We start from the raw sequence: 17,040 nt of genomic DNA, 5'->3' as shown, positions 1-17,040 counted from the left end.
TCCGGCGCGGGATCTCACTTTTCTGATGGTTCGGCCCTTACACAACCTTGGCCCATGTTGTTCAGCCTTGTGGGTGTTTTGCGGAAATTCGTGCCCGGAGCAGGACCGCCAGCAGGGCCAGCACGCTCACGCCGGCCACCGCGGCCACCCCGCCGCGGACCGACCAGCGGTGCACGGCCAGCAAGCCCTGGGCGACCAGCATGTCGACCACGATCGCGCCCGCGACAGCGGTGACCGCCCGGCCGAGCGGGTTCAGTCCGCGCAGTGCCGCGGCGATCGCCACGGCCGGCGCCATGAGCAGGAAGAACAGCGTGCACGGGCCGCGCAGCGGCGTGCCGGAGTCGGTGAGCGCAAGGAGTGCACCGGCCGCCGCGACGGCGGTCGCGGCCCCGGCGAGCAGCGGTGCCAGGCCCCTCCCCGGTCCTGGCCGCGGCCCGTCGGCGCCGTCCGCGCTGCCGTCTGATGAAGGTGGCTTGATACCTATGGTCTGCATTGGCGACTTTGCCCCCCGACGCGCCGGATGCCGGACTTCAATGTGGCGCAGCCGCGGGCGGGGCGTCAAGACGACCCCTCACCCGGCGGCATCAGGGAGTTGACGCGAAGTCAGCAGACGTTACATGCACGCGCAATACATGGGCAGTGAACGTTCCGGGTTGATCCTGTTGAGGTGTCAAAAGTTCTTGGCATGAACACTTCCTGTCAACACGCGTAGCTGCTACGACAGTTGTGGCAGAGATCCTGCTAAAGGGAGGTTCCATGAGACGTTCCCGACTTACCGGATTCGTGACCTCGCTCCTCCTCGCCGCCGGCCTCGGTCTCACCGGGGCCGCTTCGGCGCAGGCCTCCTCGACAGCCGCGACCGGCGGCTATGTGGCACTCGGCGACTCCTACTCCTCCGGGGTGGGCGCCGGCAGCTACATCAGCTCGAGCGGCAGCTGCAACCGCAGCACGAAGGCGTACCCGTACCTGTGGAACGCCGCGCACAGCCCCTCCTCGTTCGCCTTCGTCGCCTGCTCCGGCGCGAAGACGGACGACGTGCTCTCGGGCCAGCTCGGCTCGCTGAACTCCTCGACCGCACTGGTGTCCATCACCGTCGGCGGCAACGACGCCGGCTTCGCCGACGTCATGACCACCTGTGTGACCAGCTCCGACAGCACCTGCCTGTCCCGCATCAACACCGCGAAGGCGTACGTCGCCAACACGCTCCCCGGCAAGCTGGACACCGTCTACAACGCGATCAGCGCCAAAGCCCCGTCCGCCCGGGTCGTCGTCATCGGCTACCCCCGCTTCTACCTGCTCGGCCAGTCGTGCCTCGGACTCTCGGAGACCAAGCGGTCCGCGATCAACGACGCCGCCGACTACATCGACGCCGCCATCAAGACCCGCGCCAGCGCACACAACTTCGTCTTCGGCGACGTCCGCACCACGTTCAGCGGCCACGAGATCTGCTCCAGCAACTCCTGGCTGCACAGCGTCAACTGGCTCAACATCGGCGAGTCGTACCACCCGACCGCGTCCGGCCAGTCCGGCGGCTACCTGCCGGTGCTCACCAACGCGGCCTGACCCGTACGGGTTCGTCCCTCCGGGTGAACTTTCCGGGCCGTTCCCGGTGAGGTCCCTCAGGGCGAGCCCGACGGAGAGGCGGAGGCCCCGGATGACGGGGTCTCCGTCGCCGTCGTACACGTGACCGAGAACGGCACCGAGTCCGACGTGGCCCGCACCGGGCCGCGCACCTCCACACCGATCTCGTTCTCGATCGTCCCGCTCTCCGCATGGGTGGTCACGGTCACCTGCTGCCGCCGGGTGCGCGGGCCGCCCGCCGGGAACGGCAGCGTCTTCCACCCGGGGTCCGACACCGACCCGTGCGCGAGCACCCACCGGTACTCCACCCGCGCCGGCAGCCGCCCCACCGTGAACGCGGCCGTGAACTCGGGTGCCTGCGCGGCCGGCGGCGGACACGCCCCCGAGTACGCCGTGTGCGCGCCGGTCAGCGTCACATGCACCGACTGCGCCGGCGCGCTGCTCGCCGAGGCGCTGCTGCGCGGGGGCGAGGGGGCTCCGGTGTACGTGTCGGTGCTGCCGCTCGGCGTGGGGGAGTGCGCGCCGCGGCTCACCCGGCCGGTGTTCGGCGTGCCACTGCCCTGCTTGCTCCCGTCGTCGCGGTGCAGCAGCGCGTACGTCAGTCCGGCCAGCGCCAGGACGACCGCGAGCACGCCCGCCACCAGCACGGCGGCGGCGCGGCGGTCGCGCTCGGGCCGCCGCTCCGGCTGGGCGGCCGTGGTGCCCGGGTCCGGATACCCGGTGGGCAGCGGCGCCGGCGGGGTGCGGGACGGCTCAGGCGACCGTGCCGGCACCGACGGCGGGTACGGCGACACCCCGCCCGCGGGCCCCGTGCGCCCCGCGCCGCCCGCCGCGACCAGCCGCAGCTCGCGCTCCGCCTGCCCGGCCGGCAGCCGCTCGGCGGGGTCCTTGCGCAGCAGCCCCCGGATCACGGGCGCGAGCGGCCCGGCCCACCGCGGCGGCGGCACCTCCTCGTCCACCACGGCCCGCAGCGTGCTGAGCGGGGTGTCCTGCCGGAACGGGGACACGCCCTCGACGGCCGCGTACAGCAGCACGCCCAGCGACCACAGGTCCGACTCCGGGCCAGGCGTCCGCCCCAACGCCCGCTCCGGCGCCAGGAACTCGGGCGAGCCGATCACCTCGCCGGTCATGGTCAGCGCCGCACTGCCCTCCACCGTGGCGATCCCGAAATCGGTCAGCACCACCCGGCCGTCGTTCGCGAGCAGCACGTTGGCCGGCTTCACGTCCCGGTGCAGCACCCCGGCCGCGTGCGCGGCGCGCAGCGCGGACAGCACCTCGGCGCCGATGTGCGCGGCCCGCTGCGGCGGCAGCGGACCCTCCGCCTCCAGCTGGTCCGCGAGCGACAGCCCGTGCACCAGCTCCATCACGATCCACGGCCGGCCGCCCTCCATCGCCACGTCGTACACCGTGACCACGTTGCGGTTCGCGACCCGGGCCGCCGCCCACGCCTCCCGCTCCAGACGCGCGTACAGCCGCTCCACGTCGGGGCCGGGCAGCCCCGCCGGCGCCCGCACCTCCTTGACCGCCACCTCGCGGTGCAGCACCTCGTCCCGGGCACGCCACACGGTGCCCATGCCGCCCTCACCCAGCGGGGCCAGCAGACGGTAGCGACCCGCGATCACACGTTCCGGGCCCGGCTCCTCGGACACGGGCGCCCCCTAGGCATCTCGCGCGAATTCTCCACAAAAGTAGCTCAGCCCAGCGCGGATGCGGCCCCCTTGAGCACCAGTCCCGTACCCAGCGCGAGCACGACCAGCGCCGACACCAGCGGCAGGGTCCGGCGCACCAGTGCGGCCAGGGGGTGCGCGCTCCAGCGCGGGCGCCGTTCCATGACCCGGGCCGCCCCCGCGCCCAGCCGTACGACGGCGAACCCGGCGGTGGTGAGGGTCAGCGCGAGCCCCGCCCCGTACGCCACGACGAGCAGCAGGCCGAACCACGCCTTGCCGAGCGCGGCGGCACCGACCAGGACGACCACGGCGGACGGACTGGGCACCAGCCCACCGGCGAACCCCAGCAGGATCGTGCCGCGGACGGTGGGCGCGGTGGGGTGCGTGTGGGTGTGCCCGCCGTGGGTGTGGGTGTGGCCCCCGTGGCTGTGGGTGTGCCCCCCATGGGTGTGCTCACCACCGTGATGGTGATGATGGTGGTGGTCGGCACCGTGGCCGGCCCCCACGGCCGCCAACTCCCGCCGCTCGGCATGGTCGTGGGGCGCGACGGTCGCCCGCACGCGGTTGCGCCAGGCCCGGCGTACCAGGGTGACGCCCGCCGCCAGCACCAGGGCGCCGCTGGCGATGCCCAGCCAGGAGATCACCGCCGGTGTGGCGGCGGAGCCGGCCGTGACGAGCAGGCCCAGGGCGACCACGCCCAGGGTGTGGGTCACGGTGACCGAGGCGGCCAGCGGCAGCACGTCCCGCGGCCGGGCCCGGCCCCCGCGCGCCGCCGCCGTCGCGGCCATCAGGGTCTTGCCGTGGCCCGGGGCCAGGGCGTGCATCGCGCCCAGGGCGACCGCGATGAGCAGGGCCACGGCGGCGAAGCCGATCGTGAGATCGCGCCGGGCCACGAGGTCGTCCAGGGCCCGGGTCCAGCGGTCGGCACCCCGGGGGAGCACGCCGGCGGCCGGGGCCGCCTGCCGCTGCGCGTCCGACGCGAGCGCCGGGCCGCCGGGCCGCACCCGCACCGAGGCCGTGGCGGTGTCGGCGGGGGAGGAGAGCAAGTCCTTCGGATAGGAGGTCAGTTCCCGCGAGACCGACTCCTTCGGCACGTTTGTCGCGGTGAGCGTCATCCGGTCGCCCCGCGCCGTGATCTCCCGCCAGCCCGGCCCGCCGCTGGCGCCCGCACTGCGGAAGCCGAGGGTCGCGGTGCCCGAGCGGGGCAGCGCGGCGGTCAGCCGGCACTCCACGCGCAGGGTGTCGAGACCTGCCTGGCCCGGGCGCAGGCGGGCGCTGCTGCGGGCGGCCGTCAGGGGTGCCGTACGCCCGTCGACGGTGAGGGCGCTGTCGGCGGCGGCCCGCGCGCAGCGCTGCCGGGCCCATGCGTCCAGCCCCAGCCGTTCGATGCCGGGCTTGGCCTGGGTGGCCGGGATCTCGGCCAGGTCCTCCACATGGTCGACGCGGAGCTGTCCGGGAGCGGCGACCAGGCCGTCGTAGCGGTTGACGGTGAAGTTGCCGAGGGGGTGCGCGCTCGCGGTGCCGGCCGGGAGGAGCGCGAGGGCGCACCCGGCGAGCAGCACGTACAGCAGACGGGGTTTCACCGGGCCCCCTCCAGCGCCTCGCGGGCCTGCGCGGCGCCCAGCGGGGAGAAGCCGGAGTTCAGCTTCAGGGCCGCGGTGAGCGAGGCCCGGCCGGCCGCCCGGTGGCCGGTGGCCAGCTCGATCATGCCGCGGTGGTAGCGGAAGGCGGCGCTGCGGTAGCCGGTGGCGGTGGCCCGGCGGGCGTAGGGCAGGGCCTCGGCGTCGCGGCCGTTGACGTGCAGCGCCCAGGCGAGGGCGTCCGCGGTGTGCACGGTGTGCCGGCGGGCCCATTCGGCGCGGGCCGCGCGCAGGGCGGCCCGCTTGTCGCCGTGGTCGGCGGCGGCCAGCGCGGTGTCCAGGTCGGCGTTGACGCCGTTGGCGCGGGCCAGCGCGATCCAGGCGTCGACCAGCGCGTACTGCTGCCGGGCCCGCGCCCGGTCGCCGGCCGCGCCCCGCGCCTCGTAGAGCTCGCCCAGGGCGACCAGCGGGCCGGGCAGCGGAGCGCGGGCCACCACCGTCTCCATGTCCTCGACGGCCGCGGCCCGGTCACCGCTCGCCGCCCGTGCGCGGGCCCGGCCCTCCAGCGCCGGGAGGTAGCCGTCGTCGGCGGCCAGGGCGCGGGCGTAGTAGGTGAGCGCCGTGCGCTGGTCGCCCTGGTTCCAGGCGAGTTGGCCGAGCTGGGTGGCCACGTACGCGGTGTCGCCCGGCGAGGCCGCCGCGGTCAGCGCCTGCTCCAGGACGCGGCGCGCCGTGCGCACGTCCCCGCGCAGCTCCTGCACATAGGCGTACCGGGTGAAGACCGGCACGCCCGGCTTGCGCGCGTCGGCGGTCCGCGCCGCCTTCGCCGCGTCGGCGTACCGGCCGAGTTCGACCAGGGCGTCGATCCGGGAGGACAGCGCGCGCTCGCTGTACGGGTTGCGCCGCAGGGCCGCGTCCGCGAAGGACAGGGCGCCGTGGAAGTCGTGCCGGGCGGCGGCGAGGGCGGCGCGGCCGGCCAGCGCCTGGTCGTCGTCCGGCGCCAGCGACAGGGAGCGCCGCAGCGCCTGCTCGGCCTGCGGGTACCGGGACGGGTCGCCCTTGGTCCGCGCCTGCTCGACGTAGGCGAGGCCGAGGGTGGCCCAGCCGCCGTGGTCCTTCGGCTGGGCCCGCAGATGCGTCTGCAGGGCGGTGATGCTCGCGTCCAGGTTCCCGCCGCTCAGCACCCCGGGATCCACGGCGCCGGCCGCGACCGGCACGGACGCCGGCCCCCGGTCCGCGCCGAGCGCGATCGCACCACCGGTCAGGGCGACCGCCACCAGCGAGGCGGCGACGACGAGCTGCGCACCGCCCCGCCACAGCCGCCGGACCGAACCGACCCGCCGTACGGCGGCGACCCGCTCGTCGCCGCCTGCCTCGTGCCCGACGGCCGCGCGCTCCTCGGCGCCCGCGTGCTCGTCGGGGTCGGAAGCCACAGGCGCCGGCCGGGCCTCGCCGCTCGCGCTCACCTTCCGCACGTCCTGCTCGTCGTCCTGCCCGCGCGGGCCCATTGCCTTCTCCTCGGTCGGTCGTGTGGAAGGCGCGGCCCGCCGTGGGGGAGGGGGAATCACGGGCCGCGCCGGTCTGGGTGGGTGCGGGATCTAGTACGGGCGCTGCAGGCGCCGGCGCCACCACGCGAAGGCGGTGCCGATCAGCAGGATCCCGGCCGCGCCGGAGGCCGCCGAGGCGGCGATCAGCGTGGTGTTCCCGGAGCCGCCGGAGGCTGACCCGGCCGGCTGGAGGGCGTCCCCGAGCTGGCTGCGCACGTCCGTCCCCGCCGTCGTGCCCTTGGCGAGCCGGCCGCGCGAACCGGCCGTGGGCTGGGCGACGTACGGGAAGTAGTTCTCGAACTTCTTGTCGTTCTTGTCGACCGCGTCACCCAGGTCGTTCTTGGAGCCGACCAGTTCGCCCTCGACGACCTGCAGCGCCGCGTCGATCACGTCGTCACCCAGCCGGCGGCCGTTCGGGAAGCCCGCGTTGTCGCCGTCCAGCACACCGAGCCGCTTGGGATGCATGCTCGGCTTGATCGAGGTGTTCAGCCGCAGCTCCTCCGAAGGCGTCCCGTGCGGCGGCTGGTTGAGCCCCTTGACGCCCTTGAGGAAGACGTCGACCAGGTCGTTGCGCGGCTCCGCCGGTGCCTTGATCTTGTAGATGGACTCGATCAGCTTGGGCAGCTCGGGGTTGGTGACGTTCTTCAGGAACTGCCCGTCGTACGCGGGCTGCGAGGCGTTGAACTTGTCCTTGTCCTTCTGCGGGTTGACGACCTCGTTGACCAGCGGGTTGCCCAGGCGCGAGACCTGGCTGTAGTAGCCCTGCGCGTTGCGGCGCTGGGCCGTCGACCAGATGCCGACGACCGGCTGGTGGGACGACTCGCGGATCAGGTCGTTCGGCACCTGGAGCGCGATGGTGTTGACGTTGTAGCCCTTGAGGGTGTCCCGGCCGACCTCGGTGAGGTTCCCGCCGTACAGCAGGTCGAAGACGCGCAGGTCCGCGAAGAACGGGTCGTCCGCCTGGCCGGCGAAGGTCGCGGCGCCGCCCGCCGTCTTGTACACCGCCTGGGCGCGCAGCTTGCCGTAGTCCGGCATGGACGCCTTGCCGACGTTCGACGGTGCCACCGGCACGTCGTCGGCCAGCTTGGTCTTCGACATCTCGTGCCCGTTCCGGAGCTTGATGAGGTCGATGTCGTACGTCTGGGTGATGTTGAGGTCGGGATCGTCCAGGCTGGTGACCGGACCGGTGTTGTAGAGGAACGTGTTGCCGTTCTTCGTGCGGGTCTTGAAGGTGTAGCGGAACACCAACTCGCCCTGCGCGTCACCGTTGTTGTCGATGTGCAGGTCGTACTGCGCGTCGTCGGCGAACGTGTAGAAGTTCGGTCCGCCGGCCGGCTCCTCGAACGGGATCCAGTTCGCCACGATCGTCGTCGTGTCGGGCTTGTCCGGGCTGACGAACGCGTACAGGTCGGTGTTGTCGTACTGCGGGGTGCCCGAGATCAGCGGGGCCTCACGGTGGGAGGAGGCGGAGGCCGCCCCGGGTGCCAGGGTGGCGACGCCGGCGGCCGTGAGCCCTCCGGCGGCCAGTGCGCCGCAGATGAGCGTGACCAGTCCGGTGCGTCCCGTGCCGCGCCCGGTGGACGCCCTCCCGGAGAGGGCGCCCCTGGAGAAGAGAGGTGTCATGCCGTCCGTCCTCAGTGCCGACTTGCCTTTGACGGACGGGTATACGGAGCGGACGCGCCGATCGGTTTGGTCGAAGGCGAAAAACTTTTTCCCGGTCCAGGACCCGCGTTTTCGGCCCGCTGATCCGTAACCCCTCGGGGAGGTGTGTCTCGGTGCGGATGCGCGGTGCGCGAGGAAGAGCCGGCTGCGGCCACGGTGAGGGGGCCCGGATGCAGGCGGACGAGCTGCTGGTGCTCGTGGCGGGCGGCGACCAGCGAGCCTTCGAGGAGCTGTACGGACTGGTGTCCGGCCCGGTGTACGGGCTGGTGCGCCGGGTGGTGCGGGACCCCGCCCAGTCCGAGGAGGTCGCCCAGGAGGTGCTGCTCGAACTGTGGCGCTCCGCCGCCCGGTTCGACCCCGGCCGGGGCAGCGCCCTGTCCTGGATCCTCACCCTCGCCCACCGCCGTGCCGTAGACCGGGTGCGCAGCGCCCGCGCGGCCGGGGAACGCGAGCAGCGCGAGGCCCTGCGCGCCGGTGAACCCGCGTTCGACCAGGTCGCCGAGGAGGTCGAGGCCGGCCTGGAACGCGAGTGGGTGCGCCGCTGCCTGAACCGGCTCACGGCCCTGCAACGCCAGTCGGTGACCCTCGCCTACTACGACGGGTACACCTACCGTGAGGTGGCCGAGCGGCTGTCGCTGCCGCTCGGCACGGTCAAGACGCGGATGCGCGACGGGCTCACCCGGCTGCGCCAGTGCCTGGGAGGCGCCGTATGAGCATCCTCGGCAGACTGCTGCGCCGCGAGGACCTGCACTCCCTGGCCGCGCCCTACGCGCTCGACGCCCTCGAACCGGGCGAGCGGCGCCGCTTCGAGAAACACCTGGCGGGCTGCGACCGCTGCGCCGCCGAGGTGCGGGACCTGGCCGAAGACGCGGTCCGGCTCGCCTGGTCCACGGCGGCCCCGGCGCCCGCCGCGCTGCGCGACCGGGTCCTGTCCGCCGTCCGCAGCACCCCGCAGGAGCCCGCGTCGGCCCGCGGCCGCACGGCCGCGCGGGCGCAGGCGCCGGGCCGGGAGCGCGCACCCCTGCTGCCGCCGCACGTCTGGGGCACCCAGCCCCCGCCGGGACGCGCCCGCACGCCCCGCAGACGCCCCCTGTTCGCGCCGTTCGCCACGGTCACCGCCGCCGCGGCCCTCGTCGTCGCCTCCCTCTTCGCGGTCCAGGCGCACCGCACCGAGGACCGGCTCACCGCCGAGCGGGCCCGGGCACGTGAGATCGCCCACGTTCTGGCCGCTCCCGACGCCCGCGCGGCGAGCAGCGAGGACGCCCGGGGCCGCAGTATCGGAGTAATCGCTTCCGCCTCCGAGCGGGAAGCCGTCGTCACCCTCAGCGGATACGGCACCCCGCCCGGCGGACGCGTACACCAGCTCTGGCTCATGCGCCCCCGTGTACAACCGCGCTCCCTGGGGCTCCTCGCGGGCGACACGCCCCTGGTCGCGAAGGGCGTCGACACCTCCTCGTCGTCACTCGCCGTAACCATCGAGCCTGACGGCGGATCAGTTCAGCCCACCGGTCAGCCGATTGTCCAACTCACCCTGAAATCGGTCGGATTCGGAGAGTAGTCAAAGGGGGATGGTCAACCCCCTTACAGGGAAGGTGAATCCTGTGGCCGAGATACACGCGTGCCCCGGTGGGGCGATAGGGTTACCCTGCCCGGGCCGGGTGGACTCGTACGGGTGGGGAGTGACATGGAACAGATAACAGTGCGCAGCAGGGCGAGGGTCCCTGCGATCACCTACGGGAGCAGCGCGACCAGTTCGCGCCTCGACCGCCATCTGTCGGTGCTGGCGGGTCCCGCCATACCGCAGCGGGAGACGGTCGAGGCGACGTCGCTGATGCGCGAACTGACGGCGCGTGACTCCGTGCACCAGCGCAGTGACCGGGGCACGCGGATCGGCCGCGTCTCGCTCTTCGCGCCGCTGCGCCGGCTGCGCCGTTCGCTGTTCGGCGGTCACTGACCGCACCGCAGGGCCCCTGACCCCGAGCAGGGGTGCCCGCGCTCAGGCCGCCACACCGTCCCGGCGCAGCGCTGCGATCTCGTCGTCCGTCATCCCCACGGCACGCAGCAGCGCTCCGGTGTGCTGCCCGAGTGCGGGCACATCGCCCATCCGCGCCTCGTCCCCGCCCGGCAGCGTGATGGGAGGCAGCAGCGCCTTCAGCGGCCCCACCGGCGAACCCACCTGACGCCACCGCTCCCGGGCCGCCAGCTGCGGATGTTCCGCCAGCTCGTGCAGATCCCGCAGCCGCGCACAGGCGATGCCCGCCTTCTCCAGCCTGGCCAGCGCCTCCTCGGCCGCCAGTACCGCCAGCGCCCGAGCGACCAGGGCATCGGTGCGGTCCCGGTGCGCCACCCGCGCGGCATTCGTCGCGTACGCCGGATCCGTGCCCAGCTCCGGGCGGCCTATGACCTGTTCGGCCAGCCGCCGCCACTCCCGGTCGTTCTGCACCGACAGCAGCACCCGCCCGCCGTCCGCCGTCGGATAGGCGTCGTACGGCGCGATCACCGCGTGCGCGAGCCCGGTGCGGGCCGGCGGTTCGCCGCCGTGCAGCGCGTGGTGCAGCGGATGGCCCATCCACTCGGCGAGCGCCTCCAGCATGGACACCTCCACCGGCCCGCCCCGCCCGGTCGTGCCGCGCCGTACGAGCGCGGCCAGCACACCGGAGAACGCGTACATGGCCGCCGCGATGTCCGCCGCCGGGATGCCCGCCTTCACCGGCTGCTCCGGCGTCCCGGTCACCGACACCAGCCCCGCCTCGCACTGCACGAGCATGTCGTACGCCCGCTTGTCCGAGTACGGCCCCGAGCCGCCGTAGCCCGAGATGTCCACGGCGATCAGCCGGGGGTGCCGGGCGCACAGCGTGGCCGCGTCCAGGCCGAGCCGGGCGGCGGCGCCGTGCGCGAGGTTCTGCACGAACACGTCCGCGTCCGCCACCAGCCGCCGTACGACCTCCAGACCGCGCGGGTCCTTCAGGTCCAGCGCGAGGGACTCCTTGCCCCGGTTGCACCACACGAAGTGCGAGGCCAGACCGCGGGCCGCCGTGTCGTAGCCGCGCGCGAAGTCGCCGCCGTCGACCCGCTCCACCTTGATGACGCGGGCGCCCAGATCGGCGAGCTGCCGGGTCGCGAAGGGTGCGGACACGGCCTGCTCGACGGCGACGACGGTGATGCCCTCCAGGGGCAGCGGGAGGTGATCCATGGGGTGGATGATCTCCCCTGACCGGCGGTTTTGTCAGCAGTGCGGGTTCACTCGGCCCGCGCGTACCTGCCCACCGCGAGCGGCAGGAACAGGGCGATCAGGGCCAGGCTCCACAGCAGCGACCCGGCGACCGGGTGGGCCACCGGCCAGGCTGCGCCCTCCGGGACGGGCGCGTTGCCGAAGAGGTCCCGCAGGGCCGTGGTGACCGCGCTGATCGGGTTCCACTCGGCGAGCGCGCGCAGCCAGCCCGGCAGGTTGTCCGTCGGGATGTACGCGTTCGACAGCAGCGGCAGCACGAAGGAGGAGGCGCCGAGCTGTCCGGCGGCGTCCTCGCTGCGGGACAGCAGGCCCAGGAAGATCCCGGCGCAGGTGCAGGCGAACCGGAAGAGCAGCAGCAGCCCCACCGCACCGACGGCCCCGGCCGTGGACCCCTCGATCCGCCAGCCCACCGCGAGCGCGGTCAGCAGCAGCGGCACCGTCCCGACGGCCGTGACGACGAGGTCCGCGACGGCTTGCCCGAGGGGGACGGCGGCCCGGCTCACCGGCATCGTGCGGAACCGGTCCATGACGCCCCGGTGGGTGTCCTGGGCGGCCTGGAACATGCCGGTCATCAGCCCGCCGGCGGCCGTCGCGACCAGCAGCCCGGGCACCAGGAAGGAGCGGTACTCGCGGCCGGGCATCGCCAGCGCGCTGCCGAAGACATAGCCGAAGAAGAGCAGCATGTTGACCGGCATCAGCTGGGTCAGGACCGCCAGTCCCGGATTGTTGCGGACGCGGCGCAGCTGCCGGCCCGTCATCGCCAGTCCGTCGTACGCGAACGCGCTCATGCGGCAAGCTCCTCACCGTCGGCGGACTCACCGGTGAGCCGCAGGAAGACGTCGTCGAGGGTGGGCGGCCGGATGCCCGCGTCCAGCAACGGCACGCCGGCCGCGTCCAGTTCGCGCACCAGGCGGGGCAGGGTGAGCGTCGGGTCGGTGGTGACCGCGCCGACGGCGTTGCGCTCGCGGTCGAACACCGGCTCCCTCCCGGTCAGCCGGTCGAGCACGGCCGCCGCCCGCGCCAGCGCGCCGGCGTCCGCGACCACCGCCTCCACCTGCGAACCGATGAGCGCCTTGAGCGCGGTGGGCGAGCCGGTGTGGGCGACCCGGCCCCGGTCCACCAGGGCGATGTCGTCGGCGAGCTGGTCGGCCTCCTCCAGGTACTGCGTGGTCAGCAGCACCGTCGTGCCGTCCGCCCTCAGCTCGCGCACGGCCTGCCAGACACGGGCGCGGCTGGCCGGGTCGAGTCCGGTGGTCGGCTCGTCCAGGAAGAGCACGTCGGGACGGCGGACCAGGCTCGCGGCCAGGTCCAGCCGGCGCCGCATGCCGCCCGAGTACGCCGCCGCCCTCCGGTCCGCCGCCTCGGTCAGGCCGAAGCGCTCCAGCAGCTCGTCGGCCCGGGCGGCCGGCCCGCGCACCCGGTGCAGCCGGGCGAACAGCCGCAGGTTCTCCCGGCCGGTGAGGTCCCCGTCGACCGAGGCGTACTGCCCGGTGACCGCGATCCGGCGGCGCACGGCCGCCGCCTCCCGCACCAGGTCGTGCCCGGCGATCCGCGCCGAGCCCCCGTCCGGGTGCAGCAGCGTGGTCAGCAGCCGCACCGCCGTCGTCTTCCCCGCCCCGTTCGGCCCCAGCAGCCCGCAGACGGTGCCCTCGGCGACGGCCAGATCCAGCCCGCGCAGGGCCCGTACGGCGCCGAAGCGCTTCTCCAGACCCTCACTAAGTACGGTGTACGTAGTAGTCATGCCGGGACCATACCGCACTACGTACGGTGTACGTAACTAGGATGGTGGCCGAGGTGATGACCGATGGCAGTCCGAGGGGCCGTCCCCGAGGTGATCTGGGCGCGCCCCGAGCGCACCGGCCGGGGCCCGAGACCGGCGTACACGCGCGACGACATCGCCGCCGCCGCGGTCCGGATCGCCGATGCGCAGGGGCTCGACGCGGTGTCGATGCGGCACGTCGCGGCCGAGCTGGGCTGCGGCACCATGTCGCTGTACAACTACGTCCCCCGCAAGGAGGACCTGTACGAGCTGATGGTGGACGCGGCAGGCGCGGAGCACGCCCCGTGGGAACCGAGCGGGGACTGGCGGGCCGACATGCGCCGCGTGGCCGGGCAGACGCGCGAGCTGATGCACCGGCATCCCTGGCTGCCGCGCCTGATGTCCCCCGTGTACGGCTTCAGCCCGAACGCCCTGCGCTACCTGGAGCACTGCCTGGCCTGCCTGGACCCGCTGGACGCGGCGTACGGCATCAAGCTGGAGCTGATCGCGATGCTCAACGGCGTCGTGACGATGTACGTCCGCAACGAACTCGACACCGCCGAACGGGCCCGTGCCCTGCCGTGGTCGCAGGACGAGGAGAACGCCGTCCGCATCGCCTACCTGGGCCGCCAGATCGCCTCCGGCGCCTACCCGCGCATGGCGGCGGCGTTCGGCGAGGACCCGGGGCCGATCGATCTGGAGGCGGTGTTCGAACGGGCGGTGGGGCGGGTCATCGACGCGTTCGACACGGAACGACGGAGCCGGTGAACTTCCTGGGCGAAGTCACCCGGGAGCACGGGGACATCGACTGGTTCGCCCGGGCGGAGGACGCGGAACCGCTCGCCGGCACCCTGGTCCGGCTCGGCCACACCCCGGTGCCCGGCCGCCCGCCGACCTCCAGCTGGACTTCGTGAAGGACGGCCTGGAGAGCAGTTTCACCCTCGTCGACACGGACGCGGCGGGGCGGGTGACCGTCGCCGGCGGGTCCTGGGCGGGCATGCCCTGGCCGGACGGGCTGCTCGGCGCGGAGCCGGGCCGTATCGGCGCGCTGGAGGCGCCGATCGCCGGTCCGCGCGTCCAGATCGAGATCAAGCGCATGATGCCGGACTGGGACGCCTCCCGGCCCCGCCGTGCCGAGGACGGCCTTGGGGGACATCGGTACAGCCGTTAGCGCTAAGCACTTGATCATGGCCTGATCAGGCTCGGGGTGTCCCGGAGCGTCCCGGGTGAATCCACCCTGGCTGAGTGCCGAGTTTGTTCTGGCCCGGTCAGTCGTGACGAGCGAGCTTGATCGCGGAAAGCAGCAGGATCACGGCCAACAGAGGGATAAGGACTTCATCCGGGAACGTGCCGAGCAGCAGGCCGCCCAGTACGGCCCCGGCGATGGAGCCGGCGGCCATGACCGCAGTGAAGCGGAGGTTGGTGCTGAGGACGGCGAAGCTGCCGTCGCGGCTGTAGCGGGCGAACGCGACCAGCATGGTCGGCAGGGAGACGAGCAGGGAGAGACTCCCGGCGGTCTTGATGTCCTCGCCGAACAGCAGCACGATCGTCGGGATCAGCAGTTCGCCGCCGGCCACTCCCATGATCGCGGCGACGACACCGATCCCGAACCCGGCCGCGACTCCGGCGGGGATCTGGGCCCAGAGCGGCAGCGCGAGGGTGTCCAGGGTGGTGGTGTGGGTGACCACCAGGGCGGCGGCCATGAGGACCATCAGGGCCGCCAGCACCTTGTAGAGGGTGGCCGACCGCATGCGGACCGCCCAGCTCGCTCCGGCCCAGGCGCCGAGGAGGCTCCCGGCCAGCAGGTTGACCGCGACGGGCCAGCGGGCGGCGATCTCGGCGGCCGGGACCGCGGCCAGTCGGGCGGGCAGCGCGACCAGGACCACGACTAGGCTCATTGCCTTGTTCAAGATGACCGCCGACAGCGCGGCGAAACCGAAGAGACTGATCAGCAGCGGCAGGCGGAACTCGGCACCGCCCAGCCCGATCATCCCGCCCAGAACGCCGATGGCCGCTCCTGCGCCGAACACCACGGGGGCTACGTGTGTGGCGCGAAGAGGAACAAGGTTCTGGTCAGCGGTCATGGTGGGCATCCTCGCTGGTGGCCGTCCCCGCCCGCTACAGCGTGATCTGACCCTCGGGTGAAGGTACCTGCTGCCTGCTCACGGCTCGTCCAGACCTCCGAACGCAACCTTCGCTACGAGAGGTCACTCGTGCTGGCGGCCCCCCGATTCCTGCCCGGCACCGGAGGGCCGTCGTGTGTCGGGGTGGGGGAACATCGGTACGGCGGGGAAGGCCCTATCGCAGCTCGGTGTTCGGGTGGGGCTGGGACTGGAGCCGGTCGCGCAGGTCGGTCTCCTCGGCGGTGAGCGGGTCCTCGGGCCGGCGGATGCGGACGGGCTTGGGCCGCAGGGGCAGGCCGTCGTCCACCGCGGCGGCTTCGGCTTCCGCGAGGGCCCGGTACAGCGAGGCGACCGAGGGGGACTTGCCCGCGTTCTTGCCGGTCTTGATGGTGAGCTTCTTGGCGATCTCGGGGACGGGGACGCCCTTGTCCTTAAGCGCGACGGCGAAGGTGAGCATGTCGTCGTCGATTACCTTGGGCCGTCCGCCGTGGTTGCCCTTGGACGCGGCGATGACCTGGCCTTCGAGGGTCTTATCCCGGATGTAGTTGCGCTCGATCTGCCCGGCGACCGCGAGGACGGCGAAGAACATGGCGCCCATCCCGTTGGGGTCGTAGATCCCGGTGAGCGGGCCGGTGAGGAGTTCGAGCTGCATGCCGCCGGCCTGGAGCTCGGCGGACAGCGTCATCAGCTCGGCCGCGTTCCTGGCCAGACGCTTCAGCTCGTGCACGGTGAAGATCACCGGCGTCTCGGGGGCGGCCTCCTTGAACTGGTGGGCCAGGGCGAGCGCCTTCTCCAGCTCGGGCCGGACCTTCACGCGCGTGCTGATAGGTTCCTTGAAGACCTTGTGGCACTGCGCGCGGTGGAGGGCTTCGAGCTGGCTCGCCAGCTCCTGGCGGGGGTCGAGGTGCGGGCGTAGCCGATCCGCACCGGCCGCTCGGTGCGGGGGGCGGGCACCACGGCGAGCGCCGGGGCCCTGCTTCCACGCGCGGCCCGGGTGCCGGTCGGCGGGGACGGGGATCTCCAGTTCCTCGCGCAGCGCCGGGACGAGGACGAAGCGGGGGGTGTGGTACTTCGCGGCGGTCTTCCCGCCCCGGGTGCGGCAGGCGCTGCCGGCGGGCGCGTCACAGTTCGGGCAGTCGTGACGTTCTACCGCAAGTGCTGCCTGATCGGGCGTGAGATCCATGCGGGCAGTCTCTTAGAAGTGCCTCGCACAACATGCTGGTTTCGAGAGGACTTTTGCGAACGGCGACCTGCGGAAACGCGATCGCTTCCGGACCTCTCGCAGAACTCTCACAGACGGTCGATTATGAGAATCCCGGCGGCAGCGGATTCTCACTGAGCCAACGACGGACTGCCTCCGCCTCCTCCTCACGCCCAAGCACCTCAAACAGATCCGCCTGTACTCCCAGCACAGCGCGAAGTCGGGGAAGCACGGACGGCACCGTGGCAACGTACCTGCGGTAGAGCTCCACAGCCTCCTCCGCCGCGCGTAGCGCCATGGAAAGGTCGCCCTCCGCTGCCGGAAGCATCGCGAAGACAGCGAGCGAGGTGGCGAGGTCGGGTTCGTAGGCGGCCGGGTTGCCCTCCGCCAGCCGACGGTAGATCTTCACCGCCTCCTCGGCAGCGGTCAGGGCTTGGCCCCGCCGCCCTGCCTCCGCCAGCCAGATGCCGAGGTTGGACAGCGAGCGCGCGAGGTCGGGTTCGTAGGCGGCCGGGTTGCCCTCCGCCAGCCGACGGTAGATCTTCATCGCCTCCTGCTCAGCGGTCAGGGCCTCACCTTGCCGCCCTGCCTCCGCCAGCCGGATGCCGAGGTTGGACAGCGAGCGCGCGAGGTCGGGTTCGTAGGCGGCCGGGTTGCCCTCCGCCAGCCGACGCCGGATCTTCATCGC

General features: G+C 73.0%; 18 protein-coding genes. 7 read left to right on the top strand and 11 right to left on the bottom strand.

Features of this window, described 5'->3' with window-relative positions; translation table 11 throughout:
* Nucleotides 1–61: 61 nt before the first annotated feature.
* Entirely contained in the window at nucleotides 62–493 is a 432-nt protein-coding gene (locus ACIP4Y_RS36935) for a hypothetical protein (RefSeq protein WP_401401098.1), read from the bottom strand.
* A gap of 263 nt (nucleotides 494–756) precedes the next feature.
* Here ACIP4Y_RS36935 and ACIP4Y_RS36930 point away from each other — a divergent pair, with 263 nt between their 5' ends.
* The gene (locus tag ACIP4Y_RS36930) at nucleotides 757–1,563 is read left to right on the top strand and encodes an SGNH/GDSL hydrolase family protein (protein ID WP_401401095.1); all 807 of its coding nucleotides are present in this window, start codon (nucleotides 757–759) and stop codon (nucleotides 1,561–1,563) included.
* Between the two features lie 56 nt (nucleotides 1,564–1,619).
* Here ACIP4Y_RS36930 and ACIP4Y_RS36925 read toward each other — a convergent pair whose 3' ends face one another.
* The 4 genes from ACIP4Y_RS36925 to ACIP4Y_RS36910 all read right to left on the bottom strand — a co-directional run bounded on the left by ACIP4Y_RS36925 (nucleotide 1,620) and on the right by ACIP4Y_RS36910 (nucleotide 7,998).
* Entirely contained in the window at nucleotides 1,620–3,230 is a 1,611-nt protein-coding gene (locus ACIP4Y_RS36925; protein ID WP_401401092.1) for a serine/threonine-protein kinase, read from the bottom strand.
* A 44-nt stretch (nucleotides 3,231–3,274) separates the two neighbouring features.
* Nucleotides 3,275–4,831 (bottom strand): nickel transporter, encoded by a 1,557-nt coding sequence (locus ACIP4Y_RS36920; RefSeq protein ID WP_401401089.1) that lies wholly within the window; start codon nucleotides 4,829–4,831, stop codon nucleotides 3,275–3,277.
* Nucleotides 4,828–6,336 (bottom strand): tetratricopeptide repeat protein, encoded by a 1,509-nt coding sequence (locus ACIP4Y_RS36915; RefSeq protein ID WP_401401086.1) that lies wholly within the window; start codon nucleotides 6,334–6,336, stop codon nucleotides 4,828–4,830. The genes ACIP4Y_RS36920 and ACIP4Y_RS36915 overlap by 4 nt, the downstream gene beginning before the upstream one ends.
* Nucleotides 6,337–6,426: 90 nt before the next feature.
* Complete coding sequence (locus tag ACIP4Y_RS36910) at nucleotides 6,427–7,998, bottom strand: DUF4331 domain-containing protein (protein WP_358642347.1); 1,572 nt, start codon at nucleotides 7,996–7,998, stop codon at nucleotides 6,427–6,429.
* Between the two features lie 209 nt (nucleotides 7,999–8,207).
* On the opposite strand from ACIP4Y_RS36910, the gene ACIP4Y_RS36905 reads away from it, so the two are divergent.
* The 3 genes from ACIP4Y_RS36905 (at nucleotide 8,208) to ACIP4Y_RS36895 (ending at nucleotide 9,991) form a co-directional block, all read left to right on the top strand.
* Nucleotides 8,208–8,750, top strand: a complete 543-nt coding sequence (locus ACIP4Y_RS36905; RefSeq protein ID WP_358642345.1) for a sigma-70 family RNA polymerase sigma factor — start codon at nucleotides 8,208–8,210, stop codon at nucleotides 8,748–8,750.
* Complete coding sequence (locus ACIP4Y_RS36900) at nucleotides 8,747–9,595, top strand: anti-sigma factor domain-containing protein (RefSeq protein ID WP_401401082.1); 849 nt, start codon at nucleotides 8,747–8,749, stop codon at nucleotides 9,593–9,595. Before ACIP4Y_RS36905 ends, ACIP4Y_RS36900 begins: the two co-directional genes overlap by 4 nt.
* Before the next feature lie 126 nt (nucleotides 9,596–9,721).
* Nucleotides 9,722–9,991 (top strand): hypothetical protein, encoded by a 270-nt coding sequence (locus ACIP4Y_RS36895; protein WP_401401079.1) that lies wholly within the window; start codon nucleotides 9,722–9,724, stop codon nucleotides 9,989–9,991.
* A 42-nt stretch (nucleotides 9,992–10,033) separates the two neighbouring features.
* Here ACIP4Y_RS36895 and ACIP4Y_RS36890 read toward each other — a convergent pair whose 3' ends face one another.
* The 3 genes from ACIP4Y_RS36890 to ACIP4Y_RS36880 are packed head-to-tail and all read right to left on the bottom strand — an operon-like array spanning nucleotide 10,034 to nucleotide 13,010.
* Complete coding sequence (locus tag ACIP4Y_RS36890; RefSeq protein ID WP_401401076.1) at nucleotides 10,034–11,230, bottom strand: CaiB/BaiF CoA transferase family protein; 1,197 nt, start codon at nucleotides 11,228–11,230, stop codon at nucleotides 10,034–10,036.
* A 47-nt stretch (nucleotides 11,231–11,277) separates the two neighbouring features.
* A complete protein-coding gene (locus tag ACIP4Y_RS36885; RefSeq protein ID WP_401401074.1) occupies nucleotides 11,278–12,057 on the bottom strand; it encodes an ABC transporter permease in 780 nt (259 codons plus the stop codon).
* Entirely contained in the window at nucleotides 12,054–13,010 is a 957-nt protein-coding gene (locus ACIP4Y_RS36880) for an ATP-binding cassette domain-containing protein (protein ID WP_358642335.1), read from the bottom strand. The genes ACIP4Y_RS36885 and ACIP4Y_RS36880 overlap by 4 nt, the downstream gene beginning before the upstream one ends.
* Before the next feature lie 63 nt (nucleotides 13,011–13,073).
* On the opposite strand from ACIP4Y_RS36880, the gene ACIP4Y_RS36875 reads away from it, so the two are divergent.
* Genes ACIP4Y_RS36875 through ACIP4Y_RS36865 form a run of 3 tightly spaced genes read left to right on the top strand, consistent with a single transcriptional unit; the run spans nucleotide 13,074 to nucleotide 14,199 of the window.
* On the top strand, nucleotides 13,074–13,796 hold the full coding sequence (locus ACIP4Y_RS36875) for a TetR/AcrR family transcriptional regulator (protein ID WP_401401071.1): 723 nt from the start codon (nucleotides 13,074–13,076) through the stop codon (nucleotides 13,794–13,796).
* Entirely contained in the window at nucleotides 13,793–13,942 is a 150-nt protein-coding gene (locus ACIP4Y_RS36870) for a hypothetical protein (protein ID WP_401401068.1), read from the top strand. The genes ACIP4Y_RS36875 and ACIP4Y_RS36870 overlap by 4 nt, the downstream gene beginning before the upstream one ends.
* Entirely contained in the window at nucleotides 13,939–14,199 is a 261-nt protein-coding gene (locus ACIP4Y_RS36865; protein WP_401401066.1) for a hypothetical protein, read from the top strand. The genes ACIP4Y_RS36870 and ACIP4Y_RS36865 overlap by 4 nt, the downstream gene beginning before the upstream one ends.
* A 97-nt stretch (nucleotides 14,200–14,296) precedes the next feature.
* On the opposite strand, the gene ACIP4Y_RS36860 is transcribed toward ACIP4Y_RS36865, so the two are convergent.
* The 3 genes from ACIP4Y_RS36860 to ACIP4Y_RS36850 all read right to left on the bottom strand — a co-directional run.
* Nucleotides 14,297–15,112, bottom strand: coding sequence for a sulfite exporter TauE/SafE family protein (locus ACIP4Y_RS36860; protein WP_401401064.1), 816 nt, complete (start codon nucleotides 15,110–15,112; stop codon nucleotides 14,297–14,299).
* Nucleotides 15,113–15,326: 214 nt separating this feature from the next.
* Complete coding sequence (locus ACIP4Y_RS36855) at nucleotides 15,327–16,334, bottom strand: recombinase family protein (RefSeq protein WP_401401062.1); 1,008 nt, start codon at nucleotides 16,332–16,334, stop codon at nucleotides 15,327–15,329.
* Between the two features lie 121 nt (nucleotides 16,335–16,455).
* Nucleotides 16,456–17,040, bottom strand: a 585-nt coding sequence (locus ACIP4Y_RS36850) for a tetratricopeptide repeat protein (RefSeq protein ID WP_401401059.1), incomplete at its 5' end; no start/stop codon positions are given.

The organism is Streptomyces sp. NPDC088810 (assembly GCF_044750305.1).
Classification (GTDB): Bacteria; Actinomycetota; Actinomycetes; order Streptomycetales; family Streptomycetaceae; genus Streptomyces.
This window is presented reverse-complemented; position numbering and strand designations above follow the sequence as displayed.